The organism is Vibrio algivorus (assembly GCF_030161215.1).
GTDB classification, from domain to species: domain Bacteria; phylum Pseudomonadota; class Gammaproteobacteria; order Enterobacterales; family Vibrionaceae; genus Vibrio; species Vibrio algivorus.
In genome coordinates this window covers 384911-411194 of record NZ_BSPV01000004.1, presented here as the reverse complement: position 1 = coordinate 411194, position 26284 = coordinate 384911, and the positions used below count along the sequence as shown (strand labels likewise).

The following is a 26284-nucleotide window of genomic DNA, read 5'->3' as shown; positions in this document are numbered from 1 at the left end:
ACTTGCACCTTGAAGTCACTTGGGTATATAGGGTGTAATCTATCAATCCTTTTGATAACCTGCATTTAATCTCGCAAACACAACATATCGACCCGTTAAGAGTGATAACTATGAGCCATACTGTTTTACACCGTTGGAAAAATATTCAATTGGCTGAGATCGATGTCGATCTACCTAATGGGAAATCTATTCGTCATACCACTATCATTCACCCTGGCGCAGCCGTTATTCTACCCATCACAGATGATGGCGATATTTTATTACTGCGACAATTTCGCCCATCATTAAATAAATGGATCTTAGAACTTCCAGCCGGAACCATTGAAGGCGATGAAAGCCCAATAGAATGTGCGAGGCGTGAATTAATTGAAGAAACTGGCTACAGCGCTCAACATTTCGAACCTTTAGGGCAATGCTCTCCTTTGGCGGGGTTCTGTGATGAGATTCAATATCTCTTTGTTGCTAAAGGCTTATCTCCGAATCAATCGTTATTACCAGATGATGATGAAGTAATTAATGTTATTAAAGTCTCGTTAGATGATATTGAGAATTGGATCAAAACCGATGAGATCACTGATGGAAAAACCATTGCTTGTCTAAGCAAAGCAAAACTGTGTGGTTTTTTAATTTAGCTATTTAATTTTAAGGAAATAACATGGACTTTCGTTCAGATACGGTTACCCAACCTACGGAAGCGATGCGTATCGCAATGGCAAATGCAATTGTAGGTGATGATGTTTATGGGGATGACCCTACGATTAATGCTTTAGAAATTTGGGCGGCAGAGCGTCACGGTTTTGAAGCTGCCATTTTTACCAGCTCAGGTACACAGGCTAATTTACTCGGCTTAATGTCTCATTGTGGTCGTGGTGATGAATACCTTTGTGGTCAACAAGCACATAACTATAAATTTGAAGGCGGTGGCGCAGCTGTACTCGGTTCGATTCAGCCGCAACCAATCCAAAATGAAGCTGATGGCACACTTTGCTTTAAAAAACTAGAGCAAGCCATTAAACCTGATGATATTCACTTTGCACAAACCAAGTTATTAAGTTTGGAAAATACTATTAATGGTAAAGTGCTACCGCTTGACTATTTACGTCAAGCACGTGAATTTACCCAACGTCATAATTTACAGCTACATTTGGATGGCGCTCGTGTTTATAACGCAGCAGTAGCATTAAATGTTGATATTAAAGAAATCGCTTGTCATTTTGATTCTATGACCATTTGTCTTTCAAAAGGGTTATCTGCTCCGGTTGGTTCACTCCTCTTAGGAACAAAAGAATTCATCAATAAAGCTCGACGTATTCGCAAAATGCTTGGTGGTGGTATGCGTCAAGCGGGCATTTTGGCTGCTGCAGGTAAAATTGCGTTAACAGAACAAGTTAATCGCTTACAAACTGATCATGATAATGCCAAAAGACTGGCAACCGGTTTATCTGAACTGGACGGCTTTAATATCAACGTTGATCACGTACAAACTAATATTGTCTTTGTTAAGTTAGCACCACATATTGATACTCTTGCCATGCAATCTCAACTAAAGAAAGAAGGTATTATTATTACCGCCGGTAATCCTCTTCGCTTTGTATTGCACAATGATGTTCAAGCTAGTGATGTTGATATCTTAGTAGAACGTATTCGTCATTTTGTTAAGGCGGGTTAAATGAGTATAAAAATGAAGTAGGTATATCTAAATCTACTTCATTTTTTGACATTATGGCTTAGTGCGAAATAGCTGAAGAATTTTCTTACTTGGGTATATAATGACAAAGAAAATACTGGTTGATTATACCAAGTGATGTCAAGTTTCACTTTGAGGTTACTTGGTTATATACCCAAGTAACTTCAAGATGCGAGTTTCAGCAAGAATAAAACAAGCTTTAGGCAAGGCAAATTGAATATGATCATAGTTATTATCTCTACTCAATTTAACGCGGCATATAGCTTGTTTTAACTTGCCCTTCGGGAGCTTCATCCAAACCTTTATGCCGCGTCAGATTGGTTTGAAAGGTGCTTCATTCCTTCGCCAATCTTTCTTGCCTAAAGGTTTGGATGACAGCTCTGAATTCTGCATCTTGAAGTCATTTGGGTATAAATACTAAATAATAATATTGGTAGTACATTGAACTCAGTCACTGAAAAAAAACAAGGTCGTCGCACAGCTCAAGAAGCCGAGCAGACCAAAAAAGCCATTTTAAAGATTGCTGCACAGCTATTTTGTCGATTTGGCTATAAAAAAGTATCGCTGCGCCAGATTAGTGAACAGGCTAATGTATCCCATAGCTTGTTACGCTATCACTTTGGTAGTAAAGAGAAAATTTGGCAGCATATCAGTGATCATATCTACCAATATTTCCAAGAGTACTTTCAATATATTATTGATTCTCTACCACAAAACCTACCGGCAAATGTTCAGTTATATATGCTGATGAATCGTGTTTTAGCTTGTAGCTTACATGATTCGCGAGCCATTACTTTCCTTGCCGATGCGGTTCGACAAGAAAAGAGTATGGTGAACTACTTCTTAGAACCAAATCGTAAAAACAACCAACTAATTGATGGTCTAATACAGAAATTTAAACAAGATCATCCAGATTCCCCACTCACATCTAGGACTTTACGTTGGCAAGCCTCAATGTACTCTCATACAGCAAGTACGTTAGAGCCTTTGATGTTACATGCCTTTGAATCTGATAACCGTCAATCTGCACTATTTGCACATTGGCAACAATTTAACCGATTACTTGCAAGCCAACTCTATATTTCCAATGAATATATTGAGTCACCAAGCTGCTTAGACGAAATTATTGTACCACCACCTAAAGAATCCAATGGGTAATAGATATTATCGACGTTTGCCTCTAGAGCTATGTATCTTTAGTTTTGCTTTAAGCTTTCTCTTTTCTGAAGAACGGCTACGGCGTTTGGTTTGAGTTTCCTCTTCTTCAAATGTGGGTTCATAACCAGGCAGCCATTGTTGAGGAAGGCGTGTATCAAGCAAGGTTTCGATAGCATCTAATAAATACTGCTCTTGTGGGCACATCAAAGAAATTGCTTGCCCCTTCTCTCCTGCTCGCCCGGTTCTTCCAATCCTGTGAACATAGTCTTCTGCTTGAAAGGGTAATTCATAATTAACCACGTGCGGTAGTTGTTGGATGTCTAATCCGCGTGCCGCAACATCGGTAGCAATCAGAGCTCTTACTTTTCCTGATTTAAAATCGTCTAATGCTTTTTGTCTTGCCCCTTGGCTTTTATCACCATTAATGGAAGCCGCCTCAATGCCATCGAGCTTTAATTCTTTAGCTAACACATCTGAAGTTTGCTTTGTTTTAGTAAACACCAAAACTTGTTGCCAATTTCTAGAACCAATTAGGTAAGAGAGGAGCTCACGTTTACGCGATTTATTCACTGGGTAGACTATTTGTTCAACAGTTTCTGCTGTGCTATTTTCCGAAGCAATTTGTATTTCCACAGCATTATTTAACAATTTATAAGCAACCTCTCGAACGCGCTTGGTGAACGTTGCCGAGAAAAATAAGGTCTGTTTCTCTTGACTCATTCGGCGCAAGATTCGTTGTAAATCTGGCATAAACCCCATATCCATCATGCGATCGGCTTCATCGAGTACCAGTGTTTGGGTTTGTTGCAAATGCAAATTGCCAACAAAAAGGTGATCAAGTAAACGACCAGGAGTCGCAACGACAATATCAGCGCCAAGGCTTAAATTTTTAGTTTGCACGCTCATGCTGGTACCGCCATAAACCACGACAATTTTCAAACCTTGGTTATAAGACACAAGATTGTCGTAGACTTGTTGAGCGAGTTCTCGTGTCGGCGTCAAAATCAGTGCTTTAACGGCTGCGCCACGCGTTTTTTTCTGCGGAAGTTCTTCAGGCTCAGCAATATCATTGTTTCCATCTAAATCAGGGCTATCTAACAATTGTTGAATGATAGGTAAACCAAACGCAGCCGTTTTCCCAGTTCCTGTTTGTGCGCTAGCAAGTATATCCTTGCCTTCTAATATTTTGGGAATGGCTTGTTTTTGAATATCTGTTGGCGTTTTAAAACCAAGGACTGATAAAGTTTGGCAGATTTGGGGAGATAAGCCTAAGGTTTCGAACGACATAGAGTGCCTAATACTATAAATAAAAAATAAAACGAGACTGATGCGGTGATTCTATCAAACTTAAGCTCACGGCTGTTGATGTTTATCGATGAATCTTTTGCTGTTATTCAGAATATCAGGATAAAACTGTAAGAACACCGCACGTAACTCTTCATAATGTGCCACTAAAACATCACCACAATCGTTTAAAGGGCCCATTCTAGGGCTACGGTGTGACATTCTTTCAAGGGCGTACAAGGTGCTATTAATATCTTGATAGGATAGCAACCATTCTCCACGCCACATCGCATTCATCGTCGTTCGGTAATGATCCGGTACTTCATAGCTTTGTGAATCACAGAAAGAATGACACTTCTCAACAAAATCAACTAGCCTAAGATGATGAAACTCACCCCATTCGCAAGCTAAACAATGATCCCAAAACATATCCAATGCAATCGGTGAGAATCGTTTAATTTGAGGATCAAATAGTGATTTTTGTTGTAGTATCAATGGATGAGTATCTGTGTAGCTGTCAACAAACCGATGAAGGCGTATCCCATCAACGACATGATTAGGATACTTCCCTTCCGGGTTACCTTTTACAAAATCACCAAGTAGATTACCAGCCAAATCACTCTGACAATATTCAGCAATATGTAAATGCGCTAAAAAATTCATCTTACTCCTTAAATAAGCGATATTTATGACTGGTATGATCTGGTGATTAAATAAACATTTCGAACCATAATTCAGTATACTGCTAACCTTGGCTATTTGATTTTTGCGACACTTATCTTAATACAATGTAACCGAGTGCTAAAGTGAAGGTGTTTTGCTGTAAACCAGTCGCTTTATTATGGCCCAGTGATAGGAAACTTATGCATACATCTATTGATGGGCTCATACTGTATGAAGATAAAAGAGGGTTTTATAATGAAGAAAAACAACAACGATACTTTTCTTTATGAAGATTCGGAAATTAGCTGCTGCCCAATTTGTTCGAGTGATGAATTTTTGCTATCGGAAGATCAGGATGTATTGATCTGTGTTGAGTGTGGGCCGGTTCCAATTAATAGTAAAAACCGCTTAACCATAACAAATAACTCAGAAGCTCCCCTTCTGAAATCCATTTCTACCTTGCACTAGTCTCTGTCCTTGCCTTTCCATTATTTAATTTTATCAGGCTGATTACTGCGGTTTAGTTAAAAAGGAAGTTAACTAAACCATCGGTGTAATTCAGTTAGGCACTTGACCGTTGTCACTTGTGGATCGTCTATATCACTACCAACGGGAGAATAATAAATCGTCTTCAATCCTGCATTAATACCAGCGTATATGCCATTCTCGGTATCATCAACAAACATACATTCTTCAAGCAAAAATCCCATTTGCATAGCAGCAAATAGTAATAAATCAGGTTCTGGTTTCCAGCTATTAATATCAAAAGCACTAAAAATTTTGTTTTCAAAAAGCGGTAGCATTCCTGTCAACGCAAGGGAATGTTGCATTTTACTTTGCGGTCCATTAGAAGCCACACACACTGCAATGCCTTTTTGAATCAAATGCTCAACGGTCTGTTTTGCATGTGGAATAGGTTGAAGTTGTTCATCAAAAAGTTGCTTTACTTGTTCACGATATTTAGGCTCTAGCACTTCCATTGGAATACTTAAACCAGCAGCTTGGCTGGTTTCGTTCAATATATCGAACATTTTCCCACCTTGAAAATTGTTCATACATTGTTCAAAGTTAATATCAGCTCCGTAACTTGCAAACACATTTACGAGCGCTTGGCAGCATAAACTCTCACTGTCGACTAAAGTTCCATCACAGTCAAAGATGACACATTTTATTTTATCCGTATCCATCGCCGCACCACACCTATACGTTCATTCCGATATATTCAGTGTCGATGTTTATCTAGAAAAGGACAGAAGCAATTAAATTTTGTGTTATCTCAAACAGAATTAAAATTTAAAAATTATAACAAGATCACTATTTATACCCAACTAGGATGAATAACCTTATGTATTATCAGTGATTTGGATATTAAATGCTGCAAAACATCTGATGCAAAATCTGACGTTTTAAATAAATTTTGAGCTTTTTTTGAAATGACAATATCCGTTAAAACCGCGAGACGATCATCTAGATCAATCTTACAAATCAAGGCTGAAACGGCTTCCCCACCATCAAACCCTAGGAAGAGTTGATATTCATTATCGAGGATAATTTGTGTAAGAAACTCGATGATAAGGTTTTGATTATCTGGCTTATCAGAAAGATGCGATGCTTGAAGAACTGCAAATAAAATAGTTAATCGATGAAAATCCACTTCAATGACATTTAGTCCTACTTTGTTATTCAGCAATGATTCAATCTCAGACACACTATATTTCACATCTTGTTCTGTTTCTAAATACAGCTTGCGTCCCATTAGGCTTTCTGGTGTCGGATATTCGACGTCCACTTGCTGAGACAACCAATGGTTTTTAGCCGAAATATAACTATCGATTTGAGACTGCATACTTTACCTCAGCGACATTTATTGCCGCTTTGAATACGTGAGTACGATTTTAGCCGTACGAGTGATGTCATCCTAACAGCTCAGCTTGCTGGCGGCTAGTGATTGCGAACTTGCCTATAGGCAATACACATAACGAGTGAATTCACCAAATCATTGAATTTATTTTCATTAGTATTGATGGCTTATGTTAAACTTTAAGCATTCTATACCCAAGTAACTTCAAGACGCAGAATTCACTTGGGTATAAATCGATATTCAATATTTACTGATTTATTCCAAAGGAAAGGAACATGATAAAAAAACTTGTACTTTTATCTTCCATTACACTGTCACTTACTGCTTGTGATAAAAATGAAGTGGGAGATGTCTCTTTGGGGATATTCACCACTAAAGACATTAAGATTGAAGTGTTATCTGATCCTATTGTGACTGGCGTTACTTGCCATATTTCTAATGTAGAGGCGAATTTAGACTTTGCCGACCCTTCTGATATGGGCATTTCATGTCGTCAAACAGGTGAAATAACACCTGAAATGATTGCTGAGATTGATAAATCTAAATCCGGTGAAGTGGTATTTAAGAAATCGAAAAGTGTTTTATTCAAGACTTTGAAAATCCGTAGAATTTATGACCAAGGCTCGCAAACCTTGTTATACCTTTCATACAGTACCAAAGAAATTCAAGGTAGTTACAAACATAGCTTATCAACGGTACCTCTTTGGAATACCAAAGCTTACAAAACCCCAGAACAAATTGAAGCAGAAAAAATAGCGAACCAAAATAACAGCTAAAACTTTAAATCTAAAGATTTGTTAAAAAGCAGCGAATAACATAAAGCTATTCGCTGCTTTTTTATCAAAACTTTGTACTCGTTTTCTTTCTAAAGACAAGCAATGATAGCAACACAGCTAACCAAGCTAAGTTTATCGTTCCACCACCACTACTTCCTTCGGAAGAATTAGCTTCGTTATCATCTTCTTCCAGTTTAGTTACATCAAATTTAGGTATTTCACTACCATTTAGTACGTTGGCTACCCAGTCAGCATAATCATAAACTTCAGTGTAAACGCTTTGAACCGCTACATTAAGGTCTCCACATTCTTTAGGCCCATAACTCACAATGCCAGCTTGGTACTGTTGCCCCTTTTCTTCATATAATAATGGCCCGCCAGAATCCCCACCACAGACACCAGAGTGCAAACTGTTTTTTTCTTCACCAATTACACAAATTTGTTTATCAGAAATATCAAAATTCTGTTCACATTGATCAGGCTGTAAATATTCAATTTGAACCTCTTGTAAGGAATTAGCACTGTCAGCCTGTGGACCTGTTTTTCCATAACCAATAGCGGTAAATAATTGGCCATCCATACGGTAGTTTTCATTCACGGCTGTTTTCACATAATCAGCTGAAGATACAACGCTTTCAGGAACGGTAGATATCAATTTAATAATAGCGATATCATTTTGAAAAGTTGTTGTGGTGTAGTCATCATGATAATACACCTCCTTTGCTGCATAGGTATTTTCTTGGTTAAAAATATCATCATCAACATTGTTAACATTGAAAACCACCGCTAAATTTTTAAACTTGGATGGGTTATCTGAATATAGGCAATGCGCAGCGGTTAACACATATTGCTCATTAAGTAAGGTACCACCACAAAAGCGAGTTACCGTACGTTTGTTATCGGTCACATTGTCTGTGATTAATACTCCCATATAAGGAAATGATGTAGTTAAAACCGTATTACCATTGATGATATATGGGGAGATGGGAGTCGTTTCTTGTGCATGAAGTAAAGAGGAAAATCCACACAAAGAAAAGATACTTAAAGAAAGTAAATGACTTAATTTTCGTTCCATATTGAAAATTTTTTTATTCATAAAATTCAACCAAATCCATAGGTATTATGGTTCAGTTTACGCTAAGCTCTAGTTGATTTGTATGTTTTTATATCGTTTAAGAACACATTGATACAAAAGAAGTTTTACTTATGCTGGAACTTTTCATATCTTACAAGTTCTATATTTTACGTAGTTAATTTTTATCTATTCACCTAACCTAACACTGAAGAACATCATGTTAAACATATTAAAAAACATCATTTTACTGACTGTTACCGCCTTTTTTATTGCCGGATGTTCTGACTCCGACACCCCTAAGCAAGGTGAGCAATATCAACAACTCACAACAACATTAACGCAACCTGAAGTTAGCCCCGTTACCGAAGTCTTTTCTTTGACTTGTGGTCATTGCCGAAATATGGAAGCTTCTTTACCTGAACTAGAGAAATTAACTGGCCAAGACATTGGCAAAGTACACGTAACCTTTAACGATCAAGCGCAAGTGGCTGCATTAATTTATTATGCAGCGGTAATGCAATTGAATCACAAGCCTGATGAAGCGATGATGAAAGATTTATTTTCAGCGATTCAACTAGGTGAAGGCTCAACAATTTCACAACAAAAACAGGCTATTGAACAAGTATTTACCTCTCGCCATATGATTAGCCCTTATAGCTTTGATGACTTACAGCAAAAAGCTCTATTCCGTTATTTAGATCAAGCAATGGAAATCAGCAAACAAGGTGGGTTTAATTCAGTACCAACCTTCATTGTTAACGGTAAATATGAAGTGCTAGTTGGCGGTCATCAAGATATCAACGAAATCGCACACACCATTAACTTTCTACTCAAACAACCTTAAGGGACTAACGTGAAGATCATACTTCCTATTATCGTTCTATTGCTTGTTGCATTCTTCATTTACCGCAACATCAATAATCAAAAACTTGCCGTTGTGAATATTGAAAAAGGTAAGCAATTTTTAGCGGAAAATAACCAACGTGAAGGTGTTATTCAAACCGAGAGTGGCTTGCAGTATCTAGTATTAAAAGAAGGAAACGGCACCGCTCACCCTACTGCAACGAGTCAAGTTAAAGTTCATTATCAAGGTACGTTGTTAGATGGCACCGAATTTGATAGCTCTTATAAGCGCGGTGAACCAATCAGTTTTAAACTTAATCAAGTAATCAAAGGTTGGCAAGAAGGTTTACAACTGATGGTAGAAGGTGAAAAGGTTCGCCTATTTATTCCTTACGATATCGCTTATGGAAAAAGTGGCTCCGGTCCAATTCCAGCGGGAGCGACATTAATTTTTGATGTCGAGTTACTTGAGATCTTAGATTAATCTCTTATTTCAGATACAAAAAATGCAATACAGTCTCCTGTATTGCATTTTTCAATTCTAGAGTGCATTACTTATAAAAAGCTTCAACTTCGCCTTTTAGTTTAATCAACATTGGTTGACCAAAACGATCTTTTGATTTCGGTGATGCAATTTTCACCCAACCTTCACTAACGCAGTATTCTTCTACATCAGTGCGCTCTTTACCATTAAGACGGATACCGATTGGTTGCTCAAAGCATTCCGCAACATAATGTGGGCTGCGAGGGTTGCCAGAAAGGTGATCAGGTAAAGCTGGGGTTGAATTAGTATCGCTCATTATTTTGACCTAGTTTTTTAAAAGTACGTCATTGTATACCTAAGTAGACAAACACCTCAATAATGCATTCATCGTTAGGCGACTAACTGACCATTAACTACCATTATGCATGCCATTCCTGCAGATAAAGCCGCCTGTCGACCTATCTCAGTATCTTCAAAAACGACACACTCACTAGGTAATAAACCTAATTTTTCTGCTGCTAATAAAAATGTATCTGGATTGGGTTTGTGGTTTTTAACATCAGCAGCCGTCACGACAGTATCCAATAGTGGCAATAAGTTATTATGTTCTAATAAACGAAGCGCATTTTGTTGATTACTACCCGTTCCTATCGCCAGCTTTTTTTGACCGTAGAATTGTTTTAGAACGTCATAAGTACAATTTATGATATTGGCATCCTCAATCAAACCAGCAAACAAGCCGGTTTTCATTTCAGCAACCTTTTGAGGATTGATATCAATGTGATATCGTTCATTCAATAACAATGCGACTTTCTGAGTGGGCATTCCACCTAGGCTGTGAATCCATTCAGCATCAAACGGGAAATTGAATTCTTCCGCCGTTTGTTTCCATGCGAGTAGATGTGAAGGCATAGTATCAATTAAGGTGCCATCCATATCAAAAATTAAGCCTTTATAACTAGAAACATCTACTGCCATACGTGCCTCTCTTGTTTTATTTTTGCTGAAACTCGCATCTTGAAATCACTTGGGTATATTAGGCAAGCATATCACCGATGCAATTAACAATTCGATAACTAAATCCACAAAATCTGTGAGCTAATGGTCAATTTATGTTAAAAATATCCAATAATGTCGAGCTAGGAAGCTGGGAAATAGAATTAACGGCGATTAGAGCTCAAGGGGCTGGCGGTCAGAACGTCAACAAAGTCTCCTCTGCAATTCATTTACGCTTTGATATTAATAAATCATCGCTTCCAGAATTCTACAAACAAAGATTACTCGAATTAAAAGATAAGCGGATCACTACTGATGGCGTGATTGTGATTAAAGCGCAGCAATTTCGAACTCAAGAAAAAAACCGTGAAGATGCACTCGAACGTTTAAAACAGATGATTTTAGATGCTGCGAAAGTGGATAAAGTACGTCGAGCCACTGCCCCATCGAAATCTTCTCAACGCAAGCGTACAGATAAAAAAGTCATGCGTGGCCAAACTAAGAAATTACGTGGCAAGGTAAATGTTTAACCCTGCACAGCTTTTACTTGTGTTACAGAAACGACAAAGCCACTAAAAATAGCGGCTTTGTGTTTAAATGTAAGGTAGTGGTTTTAGCATTGAAGCTAAGTGAATCAATTATCTTAAACCATGTAAAAACTCAGCGCGTGTAGCTGGGTTTGATTTGAATATCCCACCTAAAGCAGTCGTAGTCGTTACACTAGTGGCGTCCATCACTCCACGTGATTTCACACAATAATGAGTTGCATCCATAGTGATTGCAACATCATCAGTTTCTAGTAAGGCTTGCAGCGCAACCAAAATTTGCTGAGTCATACGCTCTTGAACTTGTGGGCGCTGTGCAAAAAAACGTACGATACGATTAATTTTAGATAGCCCAATAATTTTACTTCTTGGAATATAAGCGACCGCAGCTTGACCATCTATCGTCACTAAATGATGTTCACAAGTACTGGTAACGGTAATGTCTTTTACTCGTACCATTTCACTGCAAGACATTTTATTTTCAATCACAGTGATCTTAGGGAAGTTTTTATAATCAAGGCCCGAAAACACCTCATCTACGTACATTTTAGCAATACGGCGCGGCGTTTCTTCTAAGCTATCATCAGCAAGATCAAGTTCAAGTAAAGAGAGGATTTCACGCATATGATATTCAATGCGTTCTTTTTTCTCTTCTCTTGATACATCATTCGGATACATAGGAGTTTCAATGCCACGCTTAGCCAATGCGTTTTGAACTAATAATGCCGCTTCACTTAGCTCGGAATTAGCGACTGCGTGCGTCTCCAAATTTGCCATTTGATTTCTCCGGTTTCAAGGACTTGATTCGCATATATACCCAAGTAACTTCTCAGCTATATAAGGCTTTAAAGGATACTCGTTATTAATAAAAAATACATCCCTAAATTGAACAGAGATAGAATCACTATGCTCATATTCAATTTTCCTAGCTTACAGATTGTTTTATTCTTACTGAAACTCGCACCTTGAAGTTACTTGGGTATAATAGTCATCATTAAATGATGAAAATGATTAGGAACATTGTATATGGGTTGCTGCGACACTCCAGGCTTAATGCCAATTGATACTGCTATTTCAAAGATGCTTGAATCCATCACACCAATTTCATTGGTGACAAACTTACCTCTTGATAAAGCAGTTGGGTATGTTTTAAGCGAAGACATTCACTCACCAATCAATGTCCCACCATTTGATAATTCGGCAATGGATGGATATGCATTGCGTTCTAGTGACTTAGAATCGACAACACAATTACCATTAATAGGAAAATCCTTTGCAGGTATTCCATTTGAAGGCGACTGGCCACAAGGCACTTGCATTAGAATCATGACCGGTGCGCAAATCCCACAAGGTTGTGATCTCGTGATAATGCAAGAACAAGCTGAAGCGAATGGCGATCTTGTTAATTTCTCACAAGCACTACCCGTTAAGCTACAACAGAATATTCGACCTACCGGCGATGACATCGAGCAAGGTGCATTAGTTTTAGCCAAAGGTCACAAGCTAACATCTCGTGATATCCCAATGATCGCCACACTAGGCATCCCAAGCGTTTCGGTATTCCAGAAGCCGAAAGTAGCCTTTTTTTCAACTGGCGATGAATTAAAACCATTAGGTACAAAACTTAAAGCAGGTGAAATTTACGATAGTAATCGTTATGGCATCAAAGTGATGCTTGAAAAGTTTGGTTGTGAAGCGATTGATCTCGGTGTCATTCCTGACGATAAAGAACAACTTAGACAAGCCTTTCAACAAGCACAATCTCAAGCGGACGTTGTCATTACATCAGGTGGTGTAAGTGTCGGTGAAGCAGATTACACCAAAGAGATTTTAGATGAGTTAGGTGAGATAGGCTTTTGGAAGATTGCTATGAAGCCGGGTAAGCCTTTTGCTTTTGGTAAGTTACTAGAAACCGAAGAACGTAAAAGCGCCCTATTCTGTGGTTTGCCTGGTAACCCAGTGTCGGCGGTATTAACGCTTTATATTCTGGTTCAACCACTATTAGCAAAACTAGCAGGTCATAGCCAATGGCAACCACAACCTAGCATCCCAGCTGTTAGCCAAACACGATTCAAAAAAGTACCGGGACGTACAGATTTTCAACGTGGCATTTTCTCAATAACTGAGCAAGGTACACTTGAAGTATCAACTACTGGTAATCAAAGTTCAGGCGCATTTCGCTCAATGAGTCTTGCCAATTGCTTTGTTGTATTAGAGCAAGAACGCGGTCACGTTGAAGCTGGTGAAACCGTCCATATCCAAATGTTCAGCCCAAGTTTTTATTAAATCTGAGGTTATTTACAAATCAAGCCCCAGTAACTTCAAGGCCGAAGCAATAAACATTGCTTCGGCCTTTTATTTTTTGTTTACTGAACTAGGCTGCTATTAAGTTATTTTGCATCTAACTTTTTGAGCTTTTTCTCTTTCATAATGGAGGCAATCACAGCAACAGTCATAGTTGTTAATAGTACGAGCAACGATACCATAGTCGGAATTGCCCATGGCGTACCAATTAATAGCATCTTAATACCAATAAATATCATGATAAATGCCAATGCTGGACGTAGATAAACAAACTTATCAAGCATGCCTTCTAAGACAAAATACAAAGATCGCAATCCAAGTAATGCAAACACATTCGCCGTTAACACCAAAAATGGTTCTTGAGTTACCGCGAAAATAGCAGGTATAGAATCTAAAGCAAACAATACGTCTGTCATTGCTATTACGGCAACAACTACGAGCAACGGTGTTACCATCAAACCTAAATTATCACGAGTAAATAATTTGGTCCCTTGGTAATCTTCCGTCACTCTAAAGAGTTTGCGAACCATGCGTTCAGGGAAAGAATTTACCTCTTCTTCCTCATCACTTTCTGGCTTACTTAATTGATAGCCTGTCCAGATTAGGAAGAAAGCAAATAAATACAATACCCAATGGAAAGCTTCTAGCAATTCCGCACCAATGGCAATCATCACTGCACGCAACACTAAAGCGCCAATAACGCCCCACAATAAAACTCTAGGTCTTAACTCTTGAGGTACGGCAAAGCGACCAAAAATTAAAGCAAAAACAAATAAATTATCAACACTGAGGGATTTTTCGAGTAAATAACCCGTTAAAAATGCTGTTGCAGCATCATGAGCGGAATAAGCACTATCCGGCTCGAATACAGGCCAAAACTCATATAAAGAGATAAAGAAGACTAAGGCTAATAAAACCCAGAACAGGCTCCATATAGCGGCTTTTTTTATGGTGACATTGCCATTACGTGTTTGCCAAACATCTAGGGCTAACATCAGTAGGGTAAGTAAACCGAAGTAAGCATAGGTTGTGACGTGCATTTCTGATCCTCAAATGGCGGATAGAAATGAATGAGAGCACTCAGACCATCCGCACAATACGAAAAATATCAGGCTCACACTTTGTTGGTATTTGTCCTGATATTTAAACTATGTGCGTTGGTCTCGTCAGAGTGGAAAACCACCTTTACTTACCGGAAATAGATCTATCACATTAATGTGGCCTATCTCGAGATGACGACAAGTAAATTCTCACTGACTACTCCCCAAACGCAGTCAATTTACTCTGAAGTAGATTGACCTACAAGCACTATTTTATACCAATGCCAAGAAATAGCAGACTATCTTGATAGTTACTTGGGTATAAACAAATTAGTTACGGTAATAGCGTTTATTTAACTGTTGAATTCTATGTGGGTTATTCTGTAAAAATTCAGTAAAGCAGTCAGACATAGAATAATGAGTTACTTTACCGTATTTATGCATATTTAAAATGGCATCGTAACCCTCTTTCCCTTTCATGGTATAGGCCGATGATGTACCTTTATACCATTGTTCTTGTTCCACTGGTTGCCACTGCTCACCAACAGTAAAAATCCGTAAATTGGTAATTCTTTTCCCCATAGGGTTGTCCGCAATATAAGTAAAATCAAGGTTATGGACATAAGGGTAGCTACCCGAACCAGTACCTTCTACTCCGTTATTCAAAGCATTATTGATAGCGCCTTCCAATATGGTAGCTAAGTAGCGGCCTTGAATTTCATAGACGCCAATCGGAACTGCAAATGGTAATAACTTACCTGCAATATCCGCAATGGTAATGTTGCCAGGGTTGAGCGATGCTCTCACCCCTCCGGCATTATGAATTGCAAAATCAACCTCATAACCTTGCTGTTTCATCATAAAAGCGAACGACTCTGCCACCAATGGCGCTAACACACTTGGACCGTCTTGATCTGGAATTCGCACGTGTCTTAATGGCGAATCACTTTGTGCTACTATGGTTTCTTGTAACTTACGGACACGTGGAATGTATTTATTCAGCAAAATATCATGTACTTTCGGATCTTTTTTACAAATGACAATATGTTCATGTTGACGTAAATAATCACTGGCTTTTGCATGAAAATCATCTTGATAAGCATCAGAAAGCGTGGCATCTAGACATAAGCGTCTGCCGAGTAACAATTCATTTTTACCATTAAAAGCAATTACTTGGCCATTAGCATCGAAAGTAATTTCGCTGTGCCCCATTGAAAGAGCGTGGTAGCCGGCCTGTACGACATAAGTACTGTTGATGCACTGACCGTAGTCGTCATCTTTCGCGAGTCCAACACCAGAAAAGTCACCCTGTAACCTATGCGAGTGCCCTCCAACAATAATGCCAATACCTTCCACTTGTTTCGCTAACTCTAAATCCGCTTCATATCCTAAGTGGCTAAGCAGAATGATATTTTTAATACCTTGAGCATGAATCGCTCTTACGGTCGCTTTAGCAACATCGATAGAATTGATAAATGGCGTATCTTGGTCGGGGTTAGAAATATCCGCCATTTTATCGAGTGCCAAACTAAAGATGGCCACTTCACTACCCTGCACTTGCTTGGTGATCCATCCTGCATGTTGGGTACTTGGCTGATAAGGAACTAATTTCGGTGAGTCACTGACACGAATCGTCTTATTAATCGACTCATTCGAGACATCCCAGTTGCCTGCTAACAATGGAAATTCGATACGTGTTAAAAATCGCGCGACCGGCTCATTGCCCATATCCAATTCGTGATTACCGAGTGCCATTGCATCAATGTTTAACGCATTGAGTAACTCAGCATTGGCCCGCCCTTTAAATAGCGAAAAATATAAAGTGCCTTGGAAACAGTCACCAGCGTGCAGGAATAGAAAACCCAAATCACGTTGTTGAGCTTGCTCTCTTAATTGTTGAGTACGAGTTGCGATGCGAGCAAAACCACCAGCGCTAACATAAGGCTTTAGTTGTTGCTGTTCAATATTCAGCTCAAGTTGTAACGAGCTAGGTTCAAAGTAAGAATGCGTGTCATTGATGTGAGCTAAAATTAAGCTAACGGCTTGGTTATTCTTTTGGGTCATTATACCTCTGTTTGTCATTGTTTAACCGGCGCAGTTTTAAAACCTGACTAGCCAGTTAAGTTACTTGGGTATATTTTACTGCTTGAATGATGACAAAACTATGAATATTTAATATTCGATCTTGATTTCATTCACTCAACAAAGCCTATTGGTAAAAAAGTGTGATGAATACAAACGTTTAGCAATATTCAATCCTATACTCTTAACTCAAAGACCAACTTTTTCTCATCCGCTTCACTTACTTTATTGTGGGTCTATAAAAAGGAGCGATTAATGATACTAGACCGAATTGAAATCCTTGGCTTTAGAGGCATTAAGCGTCTTTCCTTAAGCTTAAATGAAATGACCACACTACTCGGTGAAAATACTTGGGGAAAATCATCATTATTAGATGCGTTGTGTATCGCCTTACCAACAACTAACCAGTTATATCAATTTGAAATTGAAGATTTTCACGTCGATTACGCCCAATCTCACCCACAAACTCAGCAGATTCAAATCATTACTCGCTGGCGAACCTCTCAGCCAAATGAGCATAGAAACATTCGTTATCGTAAACTTAAACCAGTTTGGCAAGATGATAAGAGCGAAGACAATCAGCCCTGCAAAACCTGTATCTATCAACTTAGTGCTTCCCGGAGTGAGCTTAAAATTGATACTGAGTACCAATTCTTAGATCAGCAAGGCAATCCACTCAAATTAAATGACACTCATAAATTAGCAATGGAGTTATCTCGTATACATCCAGTAATTCGCCTACGTGATGCTAGAAGAATACCGATTCCGAACCGTCGAGAACAACACCTTGAAAGCCCAATTAACGACAAAATAGAAAAACGTATTAATAATACTTATCGCCGATTACTTGCGATGCCCGGCCATGTAAATAAAGGTGAATTGAAAAGCACCATTAATGCTATGCAAGATTTAATCGAACACTACTTCTCTTTTGAGCGACATGTTACGCAACAAAAGATAGAACCTAGAGAAAACCTATTCAATGGAGAACATCCCTCTTCAGACGACCAAACTAGCTTAATAAAAATTCTGCGTAAAAGTAAAAATCAGCAAAGTAAGTTATTACTTATGGGATTACTAAACGCTTTCTTACAAGCCAAAGGCAATGCCACCATCAGCACCATGGCTAGGCCGATATTGATCTTAGAAGATCCTGAAGGCCGACTACACCCAACCAATTTATTGAAATCATGGGAAATATTGCAACTTATTCCAATGCAAAAAATACTCACCACCAATAGTGGGATTTTACTTAGTGCGGTTCCTCTTTCTTCAATACGTCGCTTAGTACGTCAATCAGATATGACACAAGCGTACAGTATTCAAGAGCATCAACTAAATCGAGATGATCTAAGGCGGATAAGCTTCCATATTCGCTTTCATCGACCTAATGCCTTATTTGCGCGTTGTTGGTTATTGGTAGAAGGTGAAACCGAAGTATGGCTATTTAATGAATTAGCGAAAATCTATGGTTATAACTTGGCAGCAGAAGGTGTGCAGATTATTGAGTTTGCCCAGTCTGGCTTAAAGTCATTAATCAAAATGGCGAAAGCTCTACACATAGATTGGCATGTTGTGGTAGATGGTGATCCTGCCGGTAAAAAATACGCTACTACGGTGAGAACCCAGCTCGATCAAGATATGGAAAAGCACCGTTTAACCGAGTTACCCGATCGCGATATTGAACATTTCCTCTATCATAATGGGTTTGAAGATTTTTTCCGTAGCATGGTACATATCACTGCGGATCACCCGATTCCTGCCAAAAAGATTGTTCAACGCGCAGTAAAAAAACATGCCAAGCCTGATCTTGCACTGGGCATTGTTGAGTATTGCGAAGAACATGGGCCAGAAAAAATCCCATTACTACTACGCTGGATTTTAAAACGTGTGATGACTATGGCTAGCGGCAATAATTAGCGAGTGGCAATAATAAAATGGTAGTATTACAGCGATAAAATTAATACTACCACTGCCTCTCTCGCTGTAAGGATTCGATTTAATGTACAAACTTATCGCTATCGATATGGACGGAACGTTATTAAATAGTTCTGGCAAAATTTCTGAACATAATAAACAAGCCATTACCCAAGCAAGACAACAAGGTGTTCATGTTGTATTAGCATCCGGTCGACCACTAGATGGTATGCGTGCCGCTCTTAATGAATTAGAAATGACTCAAGATAGCGATTATGTCATCAGCTATAACGGTTCATTAGTTCAAACTGTCGCAAGCAATACCATGATTCGCCAAGAAATCTTGACAGGTAAAGAGGCAAAACTATTAAATAACTGGGCAAAGCGCCTAAATGTTTTCATTCATGCTTTTTCTCTTGAACAAGGTTTAATTAGCCCACAATCTAATCCGTACACAACTCATGAGTCTGAAATTAACGGCATCACATTAACTGAGCGCCCTTTTGAAACACTTAATGATGGTGATCCAATTTTAAAAGTGATGATGGTTGAAGAAGAAGGAAAGCTAACTCAAGCGATTGAACAAATTCCACATGAACTACATCAGCAATTTACGATTGTTCGCAGCTCGCCATTCTTTTTAGAATTTATGAACCCAACCAGCGATAAAGGTTCTGGCGTACAAGCCCTAGCTAAGCACTTAGGTATTCAAGCATCGGAAGTGATGACATTAGGCGACGCCGGTAATGATCATCACATGTTGGAGTACGCTGGTTTAGGCGTTGCTATGGGGAATGCAACAGAAGCGACCAAAAAAATTGCTGATTATGTCACTGAAACGAACGAAAACAGTGGTGTTGCTCTGGCCATTGAGAAGTTTGTCCTCAAGTAATATAGGCTCTTACCTATAAACTTATACTGCGCACTAGGTTTTCCTTATCTAGTGCGTTTTTATTTGCAAATATCCCAATTTCGCCTTGACCTTAGAGTGTACTCCAAGGTGTATTCTTAGCATAACAGCCTTAATGGAGCTTAGTTATGACGACGAATAATATAAAAACACTTCACTCAATCTCAGCAATACAACCTTTAGTAGAGCCAGATAAAAAATGTTGCTCTTCAAATAACTGCAATAATAGCGAACAACAAGCGCCACAGAACCCTCAAGATAATTCCAAGAATAGTCAACTTGAATCATGGAAAGTATCTGGCATGGATTGTCCATCGTGCGCCCAAAAAATAGAAAAAGCGGTCGCGAAAATTCATGGCGTAGACAAAGTACAAGTGCTATTTGCTACTGAGAAATTATTAGTCAATTTCGCACACCCTGCAACAGTTCAACAAATTGAACAAGCTTGTCAAAATGCTGGCTTTACTTTAAATAATTTAAGCTCACCATTATCAGAAAGTGCCAATAACAAGCCTACAAATATTGTTAAAGACAACCTACAAATCATGAGTATTGCTGCTGCTATGCTGATTGGCGCACTTGCTAAAATATGGTCACCAGAAATTAGCCAATGGATATTTACATTAACTTGTTTAGTTGGTTTATATCCCATTGGTAAAAAAGCGATTCAGCTAGCAAAATCAGGTACGCCTTTCGCGATTGAGACATTGATGAGTGTTGCCGCTCTCGGCGCTTTATACTTAGGTGAAACCGCAGAAGCGGCGATGGTATTACTACTCTTTTTAATTGGTGAACGATTAGAAGCATTCGCGGCATCGAGAGCTCGTAGCGGTGTACAAAGTTTAATGGAATTAGTGCCAGAAAATGCGACTAAAATCATCAATGATGAAAGAGTTATTGTGTCTGCTGCATCACTCCAACCCGGTGATATTGTTGAGGTATCACCTGGTTCGCGCCTACCCGCTGATGGTCAACTTCAAGATGACACTGCCAGTTTTGATGAAAGTGCATTAACCGGTGAATCCATCCCTGTCGAGCATCTAAAAGGTGACAACGTAATGGCGGGTTCAATTGCGACAGACCGTGTCGTGCGATTTATGATCACATCTAAGCAAGGTGAAAATGCCATCGACCGTATCTTACATTTAATTGAAGATGCCGAATCACGCAAAGCTCCTTTAGAGCGATTTTTAGATAAGTTCAGCCGTTGGTATACCCCGTTAATGATGCTGGTAGCTTTAGCGGTAATCATTACTCCTCCGCTTGTATTTGCTCAACCTTGGGAAACATGGGTATATCGCGGTTTGGCATTGTTACTGATTGCATGCCCTTGCGCCCTTGTCATTTCAACACCTGCCGCAATTACTTCAGGGTTAGCGACTGCCGCTCGTCGTGGTGCTCTAATTAAAGGCGGTGCGGCGCTAGAACAATTAGGTAAAGTTGAAATTATGGCTTTTGATAAGACAGGGACACTTACCCAAGGAAAACCTGATGTTACCAATATCATTGGCTTAAATAATACCAATGAAAAAGACTTGATGCGTTATGCTAGCGCAGTTGAATTAGGCTCTAATCACCCACTTGCGACCTCTTTCATTCGTAAGGTAGAAGCGCAAGGTATTGCCATTCCAGAAGCAAGTAATAAACAAGCTTTAGCTGGGGTCGGTGTGCAAGGAGAAGTCGATGGGAAACTTGTTCAAATTATATCGCCTTCTAAAATGAAATTACCTTTAGGTACAGAAACTTTACGGCAAGTTCAACAACTTGAATCACAAGGTAAGACTGTAGTCGTCGTTACCCTAAATAGTCAAACAGCAATTGGTATTATTGCTTGGCAAGATACTTTAAGAAGCGATTCAAAGCTGGCGATTCAAGCGCTGCATAAGCTTGGTATCCGTTCTATTATGTTAACGGGTGATAATCCAAGAAGTGCCGAAGCGATCAGTAGTCAATTATCAATGGAATATAAAGCTAGTCTATTACCACAAGATAAAGTGACATTTGTAGAACAATTGGCGCAGCAATCTCAAGTCGCAATGGTTGGTGATGGTATCAATGATGCTCCCGCAATGAAGGCGGCAAGTGTCAGTGTAGCAATGGGAGGCGGAACCGATGTGGCATTGGAAACAGCTGATTCAGCCCTCACTCATAATCGCTTGACCGAACTGCCTGCTATGATTGAATTATCTAGAGCGACCCTTGCGAATATTCGTCAAAATGTCACCTTAGCATTAGGGTTAAAAGCCGTATTTCTTGTGACTAGCCTACTTGGTATCACTGGATTATGGGTTGCAGTATTGGCAGACAGTGGCGCAACCGCTCTAGTAACGTTGAATGCATTAAGATTGTTGAGATTTGAGCCTAAAAGCACTGATTGAACTAAAACAAGTTGAAAGTTAATGCCTCAGAAGTATGATGTGCGAATTAACGTTATCGAATAGGAAAAGCCGATGAAGATCGTTGCTGTTACTGCTTGCCCAACTGGAATCGCGCACACTTATATGGCGGCTGAGGCATTGGTTAAGTCTGCCGCACAAGCACAAATTAATATTCATGTAGAAACACAAGGTGCGATGGGAATTGATAATAAACTGACTTATAAAGATATCAGTTTAGCTCAAGTGGTTTTGATCGCATCGGATATTGAAATAGAACAAGCTGAACGATTTGAACATGCTCAAACTATTCAAGTGTCTATAGAAGATATCCTCACCAACCCTGATGCAGTGATCCAACGTTGTATAGCGCATGCAAAATAAACGTATTACCTTCTATCTAGGTTCCACTGGGTTACCAACTTGGTTGATTAAAGGTATTCACCAACAAGTCAAATCTTTTACAGGAAGTGTCACTTTAGTTAAAGTGCAATCCCTGCAACAGGTTGATGTTAAAGACTACCTCAGTGCGATGACATTAGCCTTTCACCCTTTCGAGCTTTGCCAACTAGTATTAACTGGTGAAAATGCCGAGCAGTATCAGTTACCGTTAATTACTTTCTTGCAAACTGATTGCTTTATTATTGAAACACAAGCTATCAATCTTCCGACTACATCTAATAACAGTCTCTTTCAAATCCAATGCCTTGATATTGAAAAAGAGATAAACAATTTTACGAAGCTTTATACGGCACTGTATACCGAACCAACAGACCAATTAATTCAAAAGCAATATTGCTTAAAAAGGCTGTCTCAGTTAACTCAAAATCAAGATCGCCAAGCCATAGAAGAAGCATTAAAAAAACGTGAAGCATTGTCTTCAACAGCAATGAATAATGGCGTTGCCCTACCACATTTACTTAATGCTGCAATTGATAAACCACAGCTAATTATATTAACCACCAACACGCCTTTAAATTGGGGAAGCCACTTTCCTCCTGTTACTCATATTATTGCTTTAATGCTACCAACCGATGCAAATAAGCAAACCTTATTGGCAGTGAGGCACTTGGCAATGGCTTTGGTTAATTCTGAGATTAATCAATTTATCTGCCAACATAGGCATCATTCGGAGCTACAAGCCATCATCACGTGCTTTATGAAGTTAGACAAATAACTTTACTCAACTTACCCAGTTAGTTTGTTAACTTAACTTCCAATTGACTATTCCACATACATGGCTCGAAACTCACTAGGCGTTCTACCGGTTTTATTCTTAAACACTCGAAAAAAGTAGTTCACATCGTTATAACCACACCGTAAAGCCACTTCACCTAAACGAAATGAATAACGTGTCAACATGAATTTCGCCCGCTCTAATCGAACCCAAGTGATGTAATCAGCCAAACGCATGTGACCTTGCTGGCGGAACAATCTTGATAGATGATTTGGGCTGATATTAAAGCGGTGCGCGATACTGTCTCGAGTAATGTTGCGATGGAAGTTTTCTTGAATATAAATACATATACCTTGATAAAGATCTTCACTACGACTCTGTGATGATAAATCAGGAGACAGCAACATACCGTGGCAATAAGTCATTAAAGCCATCAATAAATGTCCACCTGTGGGATGAAGATTCTTTTCTTTGGATAACGTATTTAATGCGCTGAGAATATGATCGATCGCATGGCCAGTTCGAGTTTGAATACTATGCTTCTGCACATCGAAGAAATTGGCTTCCCCTTTCCTTTTTTCAACCAAGCTAAACCCTAGCTGGCGCTTGCCAAATAGTAAGCTTAAAACGCAACAATCACTATCCCAGTCAGGCTTATTCCAGCTATTGGGCGGAATATACAAAATATCACCGGGTAGAACCTTTACTTTCGTTACGCCAAAATCAGGATCTTCAATTTCATTGATGTATTCCCCGGTGATCACAAACTCCATTCGGGAAAAGTTTACTTGATAACTGAAAGGCGGTGGAGTGGTGTGATCATTGGCAAACCACACACGATTAAAGTGCTCACGGTCAGATAGCACACCTTCTAGCACATTGATAAAAGTCTGATTCATGCGGTACAGCAGCCTTAGATTATTTAGGGAATGTATACGTTATATAGCACCACTTAATTTACCAGTGATCAGGATCACAAACAATTTCAGTGGTTACAATAATCCAGTAAATGCAACTTATATGCACTATTCTTTCTTTAGTAAATGACCAACAATTCATATCAACAATACATCAATACTAATAATAGGTACTGCCATGATTACCCAGTTGATTAATGCAAATCTAATCTGCTTAAATCTAAAAGCGACCACCAAGGACGAAGTGTTCAATGAAATGGTGACGATTTTAAATTCCCAAGGCAAGCTCAGCGATAAAGCTCAATTTTTGAAAGATATTTATGCTCGTGAAGAAATTGGTAATACAGGTTTTGAAGAAGGCGTCGCAATTCCACACGCAAAAAGTGCAGCGGTAGCAGAGCCTGCGGTAGCCATTGGTATCAGTCGTTCTGGTATTGAATATGGTGCCGAAGACGGTGAAGATTCGAAACTATTCTTCATGATCGCCTCTCCTGATGGCGGCGCTGATCACCATATCGAAGTATTAGCAGAACTATCATCAAAATTAATCGAAGATGGCTTTATTGAAGCATTTTTTAAAGCTGAAACACCTGAAGCGGCTCTAGCATTATTGCTTGAAAAGAAAGAAGTTGAAAACACGGTTGCGGCAGATAAAGGCTTAATCATTGGGGTTACGGGTTGTCCTGCTGGTATAGCCCATACTTACCTTGCAGCTGAAGGTTTAGAGAAAGCTGCCGCAGAAATGGGTTACGAAATTAAAGTTGAAACCAATGGTTCGATTGGTGTTAAAAATGCACCAACTCAAGAAGAAATCGACCGTGCGGTAGCCATCGTAGTGAGCTGTGATAAGCAAGTTGATATGGCCCGATTTAATGGTAAGAAGCTTATACAAACAGGTGTAAAAGCACCTATTAGTAATGGTAAAGGCGTCATTCAACAAGCTCTCGATGCTGCACCTTATCAAGCCGATGCTAGCAGTAATACCAAAGAAGAAAAATCAGGAGCTAATTCTGGACGCTCAAATCTTTATCGTTACTTAATGAATGGCGTATCACACATGATCCCGTTTGTGGTAACTGGTGGTTTGATGATTGCGCTTTCACTAGCAATTGGTGGTGAACCAACACCAAACGGCATGCAAATTCCAGATGGTAGCTTGTGGAACCAAGTATTAAATGTGGGTGTTGTGGCCTTTACTTTAATGATTCCTATACTAGCAGGCTATATTGCTTATGCCATTGGCGATCGCGCAGCACTTGCACCAGGTTTTATTGGTGGCTGGATTGCTAATAATGGCTCTTTTTACGGTGCCGAAGCGGGTACAGGCTTTATTGGTGCCATCATCGCAGGTCTGCTAGTGGGTTACTTTGTTCGCTTTATTGCACAGCGTGAGTATCACAAAATGATCGCACCACTTGTGCCAATAATGATTGCTCCAATCTTAGGTACAGTATTTATTGCTTCATTGTTTATCTTCGTGATTGGTGCACCGATTGCTGACCTAATGCAGTGGTTAAACGCAGTACTAACGGAAATGAGCACAGGTAACGTAGTTCTACTAGGTATTGTTCTTGGTGGTATGGCTGGTTTCGATATGGGTGGCCCATTCAACAAAGTCGCCTTCCTATTCTCTGTCGGTATGATTGCAAGTGGCCAAACTCAATTCATGGGTGCAATGGCCGTGGCTATTCCAATTGCTCCTCTGGGTATGGCGCTAGCAACCGTCATTGGCCGCAAATTTGGTATCTTTGAAGACAGCGAAATTGAAGCAGGTAAAGCTGCAGGTGCAATGGGCTTAGTCGGTATCTCTGAAGGTGCCATTCCATTTGCAGCGCAAGATCCACTATCGGTAATCCCAGCAAACGTACTTGGTTCTATGGTTGGCGCAGTAATGGCATTTTCATTCGGCATTACCAACAGCGTAGCTCACGGTGGTCCTGTGGTTGCACTACTCGGTGCGATGAACAAACCTTTGCTGGCGATTCTATGCATGGCAACAGGTGCAGTGGTAACCGCTGTAGTTTGTGTCGCATTGAAAAAAATGCGCCAAGCAAAAATGGCAACAGCATAATAAAGAATGAAATAACTTCTGAACATTTTGAATCCAATGCAGGCTATAATGCCTGCATTGTTTTTTCCAAATTTTAATTTTATATACCCAATATGATTCGAGTTGTCGTTCAGGATCTA

The 26284-nt window shown here is 39.3% G+C and carries 25 protein-coding genes; 14 read left to right on the top strand and 11 right to left on the bottom strand.

Features of this window, described 5'->3' with window-relative positions; translation table 11 throughout:
• Window positions 1-110 precede the first annotated feature (110 nt).
• From QQJ93_RS07615 to QQJ93_RS07605, 3 genes are all read left to right on the top strand, one after another.
• Window positions 111-632 carry an NUDIX hydrolase gene (locus tag QQJ93_RS07615; protein ID WP_089122916.1) on the top strand — a complete coding sequence of 174 codons (522 nt, stop codon included), beginning with the start codon at window positions 111-113 and terminating at the stop codon, window positions 630-632.
• 23 nt (window positions 633-655) lie between these two features.
• A complete protein-coding gene (ltaE, locus tag QQJ93_RS07610; RefSeq protein WP_089122915.1) occupies window positions 656-1669 on the top strand; it encodes a low-specificity L-threonine aldolase in 1014 nt (337 codons plus the stop codon).
• 459 nt (window positions 1670-2128) lie between these two features.
• A complete protein-coding gene (locus tag QQJ93_RS07605; RefSeq protein ID WP_160117476.1) occupies window positions 2129-2845 on the top strand; it encodes a TetR/AcrR family transcriptional regulator in 717 nt (238 codons plus the stop codon).
• A gap of 6 nt (window positions 2846-2851) precedes the next feature.
• On the opposite strand, the gene QQJ93_RS07600 is transcribed toward QQJ93_RS07605, so the two are convergent.
• From QQJ93_RS07600 to QQJ93_RS07585, 4 genes are all read right to left on the bottom strand, one after another.
• Window positions 2852-4132 carry a DEAD/DEAH box helicase gene (locus QQJ93_RS07600; RefSeq protein WP_089122913.1) on the bottom strand — a complete coding sequence of 427 codons (1281 nt, stop codon included), beginning with the start codon at window positions 4130-4132 and terminating at the stop codon, window positions 2852-2854.
• 66 nt (window positions 4133-4198) lie between these two features.
• Window positions 4199-4792, bottom strand: a complete 594-nt coding sequence (locus QQJ93_RS07595; RefSeq protein WP_089122912.1) for an acyl carrier protein phosphodiesterase — start codon at window positions 4790-4792, stop codon at window positions 4199-4201.
• A 536-nt stretch (window positions 4793-5328) separates the two neighbouring features.
• On the bottom strand, window positions 5329-5979 hold the full coding sequence (yieH, locus tag QQJ93_RS07590) for a 6-phosphogluconate phosphatase (protein ID WP_089122911.1): 651 nt from the start codon (window positions 5977-5979) through the stop codon (window positions 5329-5331).
• A gap of 131 nt (window positions 5980-6110) precedes the next feature.
• Complete coding sequence (locus QQJ93_RS07585; RefSeq protein WP_089122910.1) at window positions 6111-6638, bottom strand: flavodoxin; 528 nt, start codon at window positions 6636-6638, stop codon at window positions 6111-6113.
• A 290-nt stretch (window positions 6639-6928) separates the two neighbouring features.
• Between QQJ93_RS07585 and QQJ93_RS07580 the strand changes: the two genes are divergently transcribed.
• Window positions 6929-7429, top strand: a complete 501-nt coding sequence (locus tag QQJ93_RS07580) for a CreA family protein (protein ID WP_089122909.1) — start codon at window positions 6929-6931, stop codon at window positions 7427-7429.
• A 64-nt stretch (window positions 7430-7493) separates the two neighbouring features.
• Here the strand turns inward: QQJ93_RS07580 and QQJ93_RS07575 are convergent, their stop codons facing one another.
• Window positions 7494-8525 carry a S1 family peptidase gene (locus QQJ93_RS07575; protein ID WP_089122908.1) on the bottom strand — a complete coding sequence of 344 codons (1032 nt, stop codon included), beginning with the start codon at window positions 8523-8525 and terminating at the stop codon, window positions 7494-7496.
• A gap of 196 nt (window positions 8526-8721) precedes the next feature.
• Here QQJ93_RS07575 and QQJ93_RS07570 point away from each other — a divergent pair, with 196 nt between their 5' ends.
• Together QQJ93_RS07570 and bamJ are read left to right on the top strand one after the other, a co-directional pair.
• Window positions 8722-9348 carry a thiol:disulfide interchange protein DsbA/DsbL gene (locus tag QQJ93_RS07570; protein WP_089122907.1) on the top strand — a complete coding sequence of 209 codons (627 nt, stop codon included), beginning with the start codon at window positions 8722-8724 and terminating at the stop codon, window positions 9346-9348.
• Between the two features lie 9 nt (window positions 9349-9357).
• Window positions 9358-9831, top strand: a complete 474-nt coding sequence (gene bamJ / locus QQJ93_RS07565) for a BamJ family beta-barrel-assembly machinery protein (RefSeq protein ID WP_089122906.1) — start codon at window positions 9358-9360, stop codon at window positions 9829-9831.
• Window positions 9832-9898: 67 nt separating this feature from the next.
• On the opposite strand, the gene QQJ93_RS07560 is transcribed toward bamJ, so the two are convergent.
• Together QQJ93_RS07560 and QQJ93_RS07555 are read right to left on the bottom strand one after the other, a co-directional pair.
• Entirely contained in the window at window positions 9899-10147 is a 249-nt protein-coding gene (locus QQJ93_RS07560; RefSeq protein ID WP_089122905.1) for a DUF3297 family protein, read from the bottom strand.
• 74 nt (window positions 10148-10221) lie between these two features.
• Window positions 10222-10809, bottom strand: coding sequence for a beta-phosphoglucomutase family hydrolase (locus QQJ93_RS07555; RefSeq protein WP_089122904.1), 588 nt, complete (start codon window positions 10807-10809; stop codon window positions 10222-10224).
• A gap of 134 nt (window positions 10810-10943) precedes the next feature.
• Between QQJ93_RS07555 and arfB the strand changes: the two genes are divergently transcribed.
• Window positions 10944-11357 carry an alternative ribosome rescue aminoacyl-tRNA hydrolase ArfB gene (gene arfB, locus QQJ93_RS07550; protein WP_089122903.1) on the top strand — a complete coding sequence of 138 codons (414 nt, stop codon included), beginning with the start codon at window positions 10944-10946 and terminating at the stop codon, window positions 11355-11357.
• Window positions 11358-11465: 108 nt separating this feature from the next.
• On the opposite strand, the gene folE is transcribed toward arfB, so the two are convergent.
• A complete protein-coding gene (folE, locus tag QQJ93_RS07545) occupies window positions 11466-12149 on the bottom strand; it encodes a GTP cyclohydrolase I FolE (RefSeq protein WP_089122902.1) in 684 nt (227 codons plus the stop codon).
• A 249-nt stretch (window positions 12150-12398) separates the two neighbouring features.
• Between folE and moeA the strand changes: the two genes are divergently transcribed.
• Window positions 12399-13658: a molybdopterin molybdotransferase MoeA gene (gene moeA / locus QQJ93_RS07540; RefSeq protein ID WP_089122901.1), complete on the top strand. Its 1260-nt coding sequence runs from the start codon at window positions 12399-12401 to the stop codon at window positions 13656-13658.
• Between the two features lie 104 nt (window positions 13659-13762).
• Here the strand turns inward: moeA and QQJ93_RS07535 are convergent, their stop codons facing one another.
• Both QQJ93_RS07535 and QQJ93_RS07530 read right to left on the bottom strand, forming a co-directional pair.
• Window positions 13763-14716 (bottom strand): TerC/Alx family metal homeostasis membrane protein, encoded by a 954-nt coding sequence (locus QQJ93_RS07535; protein WP_089122900.1) that lies wholly within the window; start codon window positions 14714-14716, stop codon window positions 13763-13765.
• A 330-nt stretch (window positions 14717-15046) separates the two neighbouring features.
• Window positions 15047-16780 carry a bifunctional metallophosphatase/5'-nucleotidase gene (locus tag QQJ93_RS07530; protein WP_089122899.1) on the bottom strand — a complete coding sequence of 578 codons (1734 nt, stop codon included), beginning with the start codon at window positions 16778-16780 and terminating at the stop codon, window positions 15047-15049.
• Between the two features lie 273 nt (window positions 16781-17053).
• Between QQJ93_RS07530 and QQJ93_RS07525 the strand changes: the two genes are divergently transcribed.
• From QQJ93_RS07525 to QQJ93_RS07505, 5 genes are all read left to right on the top strand, one after another.
• A complete protein-coding gene (locus QQJ93_RS07525) occupies window positions 17054-18718 on the top strand; it encodes a DUF2813 domain-containing protein (protein WP_089122898.1) in 1665 nt (554 codons plus the stop codon).
• Between the two features lie 82 nt (window positions 18719-18800).
• Complete coding sequence (gene yidA, locus QQJ93_RS07520; RefSeq protein WP_089122897.1) at window positions 18801-19607, top strand: sugar-phosphatase; 807 nt, start codon at window positions 18801-18803, stop codon at window positions 19605-19607.
• Between the two features lie 146 nt (window positions 19608-19753).
• Window positions 19754-22003, top strand: coding sequence for a zinc/cadmium/mercury/lead-transporting ATPase (locus QQJ93_RS07515; RefSeq protein ID WP_089122896.1), 2250 nt, complete (start codon window positions 19754-19756; stop codon window positions 22001-22003).
• Window positions 22004-22075: 72 nt separating this feature from the next.
• A complete protein-coding gene (locus QQJ93_RS07510; RefSeq protein ID WP_089122895.1) occupies window positions 22076-22384 on the top strand; it encodes a PTS fructose transporter subunit IIB in 309 nt (102 codons plus the stop codon).
• Window positions 22374-23177: a PTS sugar transporter subunit IIA gene (locus tag QQJ93_RS07505; RefSeq protein ID WP_089122894.1), complete on the top strand. Its 804-nt coding sequence runs from the start codon at window positions 22374-22376 to the stop codon at window positions 23175-23177. Before QQJ93_RS07510 ends, QQJ93_RS07505 begins: the two co-directional genes overlap by 11 nt.
• A 47-nt stretch (window positions 23178-23224) precedes the next feature.
• Here QQJ93_RS07505 and QQJ93_RS07500 read toward each other — a convergent pair whose 3' ends face one another.
• Complete coding sequence (locus QQJ93_RS07500; RefSeq protein WP_089122893.1) at window positions 23225-24076, bottom strand: helix-turn-helix transcriptional regulator; 852 nt, start codon at window positions 24074-24076, stop codon at window positions 23225-23227.
• A 196-nt stretch (window positions 24077-24272) separates the two neighbouring features.
• Between QQJ93_RS07500 and QQJ93_RS07495 the strand changes: the two genes are divergently transcribed.
• A complete protein-coding gene (locus tag QQJ93_RS07495) occupies window positions 24273-26165 on the top strand; it encodes a PTS fructose transporter subunit IIABC (RefSeq protein WP_089122892.1) in 1893 nt (630 codons plus the stop codon).
• Window positions 26166-26284: the final 119 nt, after the last annotated feature.

What these genes read in the sequence shown, in the direction of transcription:
- QQJ93_RS07595 (WP_089122912.1), bottom strand. Translation starts at nt 4,792, where the DNA reads ATGAATTTTTTAGCGCATTTACATATTGCTGAATATTGTCAGAGTGAT.
- QQJ93_RS07505 (WP_089122894.1), top strand. Translation starts at nt 22,374, where the DNA reads ATGCAAAATAAACGTATTACCTTCTATCTAGGTTCCACTGGGTTACCA.
- yieH (WP_089122911.1), bottom strand. Translation starts at nt 5,979, where the DNA reads ATGGATACGGATAAAATAAAATGTGTCATCTTTGACTGTGATGGAACT.
- QQJ93_RS07525 (WP_089122898.1), top strand. Translation starts at nt 17,054, where the DNA reads ATGATACTAGACCGAATTGAAATCCTTGGCTTTAGAGGCATTAAGCGT.
- QQJ93_RS07530 (WP_089122899.1), bottom strand. Translation starts at nt 16,780, where the DNA reads ATGACCCAAAAGAATAACCAAGCCGTTAGCTTAATTTTAGCTCACATC.
- QQJ93_RS07560 (WP_089122905.1), bottom strand. Translation starts at nt 10,147, where the DNA reads ATGAGCGATACTAATTCAACCCCAGCTTTACCTGATCACCTTTCTGGC.
- yidA (WP_089122897.1), top strand. Translation starts at nt 18,801, where the DNA reads ATGTACAAACTTATCGCTATCGATATGGACGGAACGTTATTAAATAGT.
- QQJ93_RS07580 (WP_089122909.1), top strand. Translation starts at nt 6,929, where the DNA reads ATGATAAAAAAACTTGTACTTTTATCTTCCATTACACTGTCACTTACT.
- QQJ93_RS07500 (WP_089122893.1), bottom strand. Translation starts at nt 24,076, where the DNA reads ATGAATCAGACTTTTATCAATGTGCTAGAAGGTGTGCTATCTGACCGT.
- QQJ93_RS07495 (WP_089122892.1), top strand. Translation starts at nt 24,273, where the DNA reads ATGATTACCCAGTTGATTAATGCAAATCTAATCTGCTTAAATCTAAAA.
- QQJ93_RS07575 (WP_089122908.1), bottom strand. Translation starts at nt 8,525, where the DNA reads ATGAATAAAAAAATTTTCAATATGGAACGAAAATTAAGTCATTTACTT.
- QQJ93_RS07585 (WP_089122910.1), bottom strand. Translation starts at nt 6,638, where the DNA reads ATGCAGTCTCAAATCGATAGTTATATTTCGGCTAAAAACCATTGGTTG.
- QQJ93_RS07535 (WP_089122900.1), bottom strand. Translation starts at nt 14,716, where the DNA reads ATGCACGTCACAACCTATGCTTACTTCGGTTTACTTACCCTACTGATG.
- QQJ93_RS07515 (WP_089122896.1), top strand. Translation starts at nt 19,754, where the DNA reads ATGACGACGAATAATATAAAAACACTTCACTCAATCTCAGCAATACAA.
- QQJ93_RS07510 (WP_089122895.1), top strand. Translation starts at nt 22,076, where the DNA reads ATGAAGATCGTTGCTGTTACTGCTTGCCCAACTGGAATCGCGCACACT.
- ltaE (WP_089122915.1), top strand. Translation starts at nt 656, where the DNA reads ATGGACTTTCGTTCAGATACGGTTACCCAACCTACGGAAGCGATGCGT.
- QQJ93_RS07555 (WP_089122904.1), bottom strand. Translation starts at nt 10,809, where the DNA reads ATGGCAGTAGATGTTTCTAGTTATAAAGGCTTAATTTTTGATATGGAT.
- QQJ93_RS07600 (WP_089122913.1), bottom strand. Translation starts at nt 4,132, where the DNA reads ATGTCGTTCGAAACCTTAGGCTTATCTCCCCAAATCTGCCAAACTTTA.
- moeA (WP_089122901.1), top strand. Translation starts at nt 12,399, where the DNA reads ATGGGTTGCTGCGACACTCCAGGCTTAATGCCAATTGATACTGCTATT.
- folE (WP_089122902.1), bottom strand. Translation starts at nt 12,149, where the DNA reads ATGGCAAATTTGGAGACGCACGCAGTCGCTAATTCCGAGCTAAGTGAA.
- QQJ93_RS07570 (WP_089122907.1), top strand. Translation starts at nt 8,722, where the DNA reads ATGTTAAACATATTAAAAAACATCATTTTACTGACTGTTACCGCCTTT.
- QQJ93_RS07615 (WP_089122916.1), top strand. Translation starts at nt 111, where the DNA reads ATGAGCCATACTGTTTTACACCGTTGGAAAAATATTCAATTGGCTGAG.
- arfB (WP_089122903.1), top strand. Translation starts at nt 10,944, where the DNA reads ATGTTAAAAATATCCAATAATGTCGAGCTAGGAAGCTGGGAAATAGAA.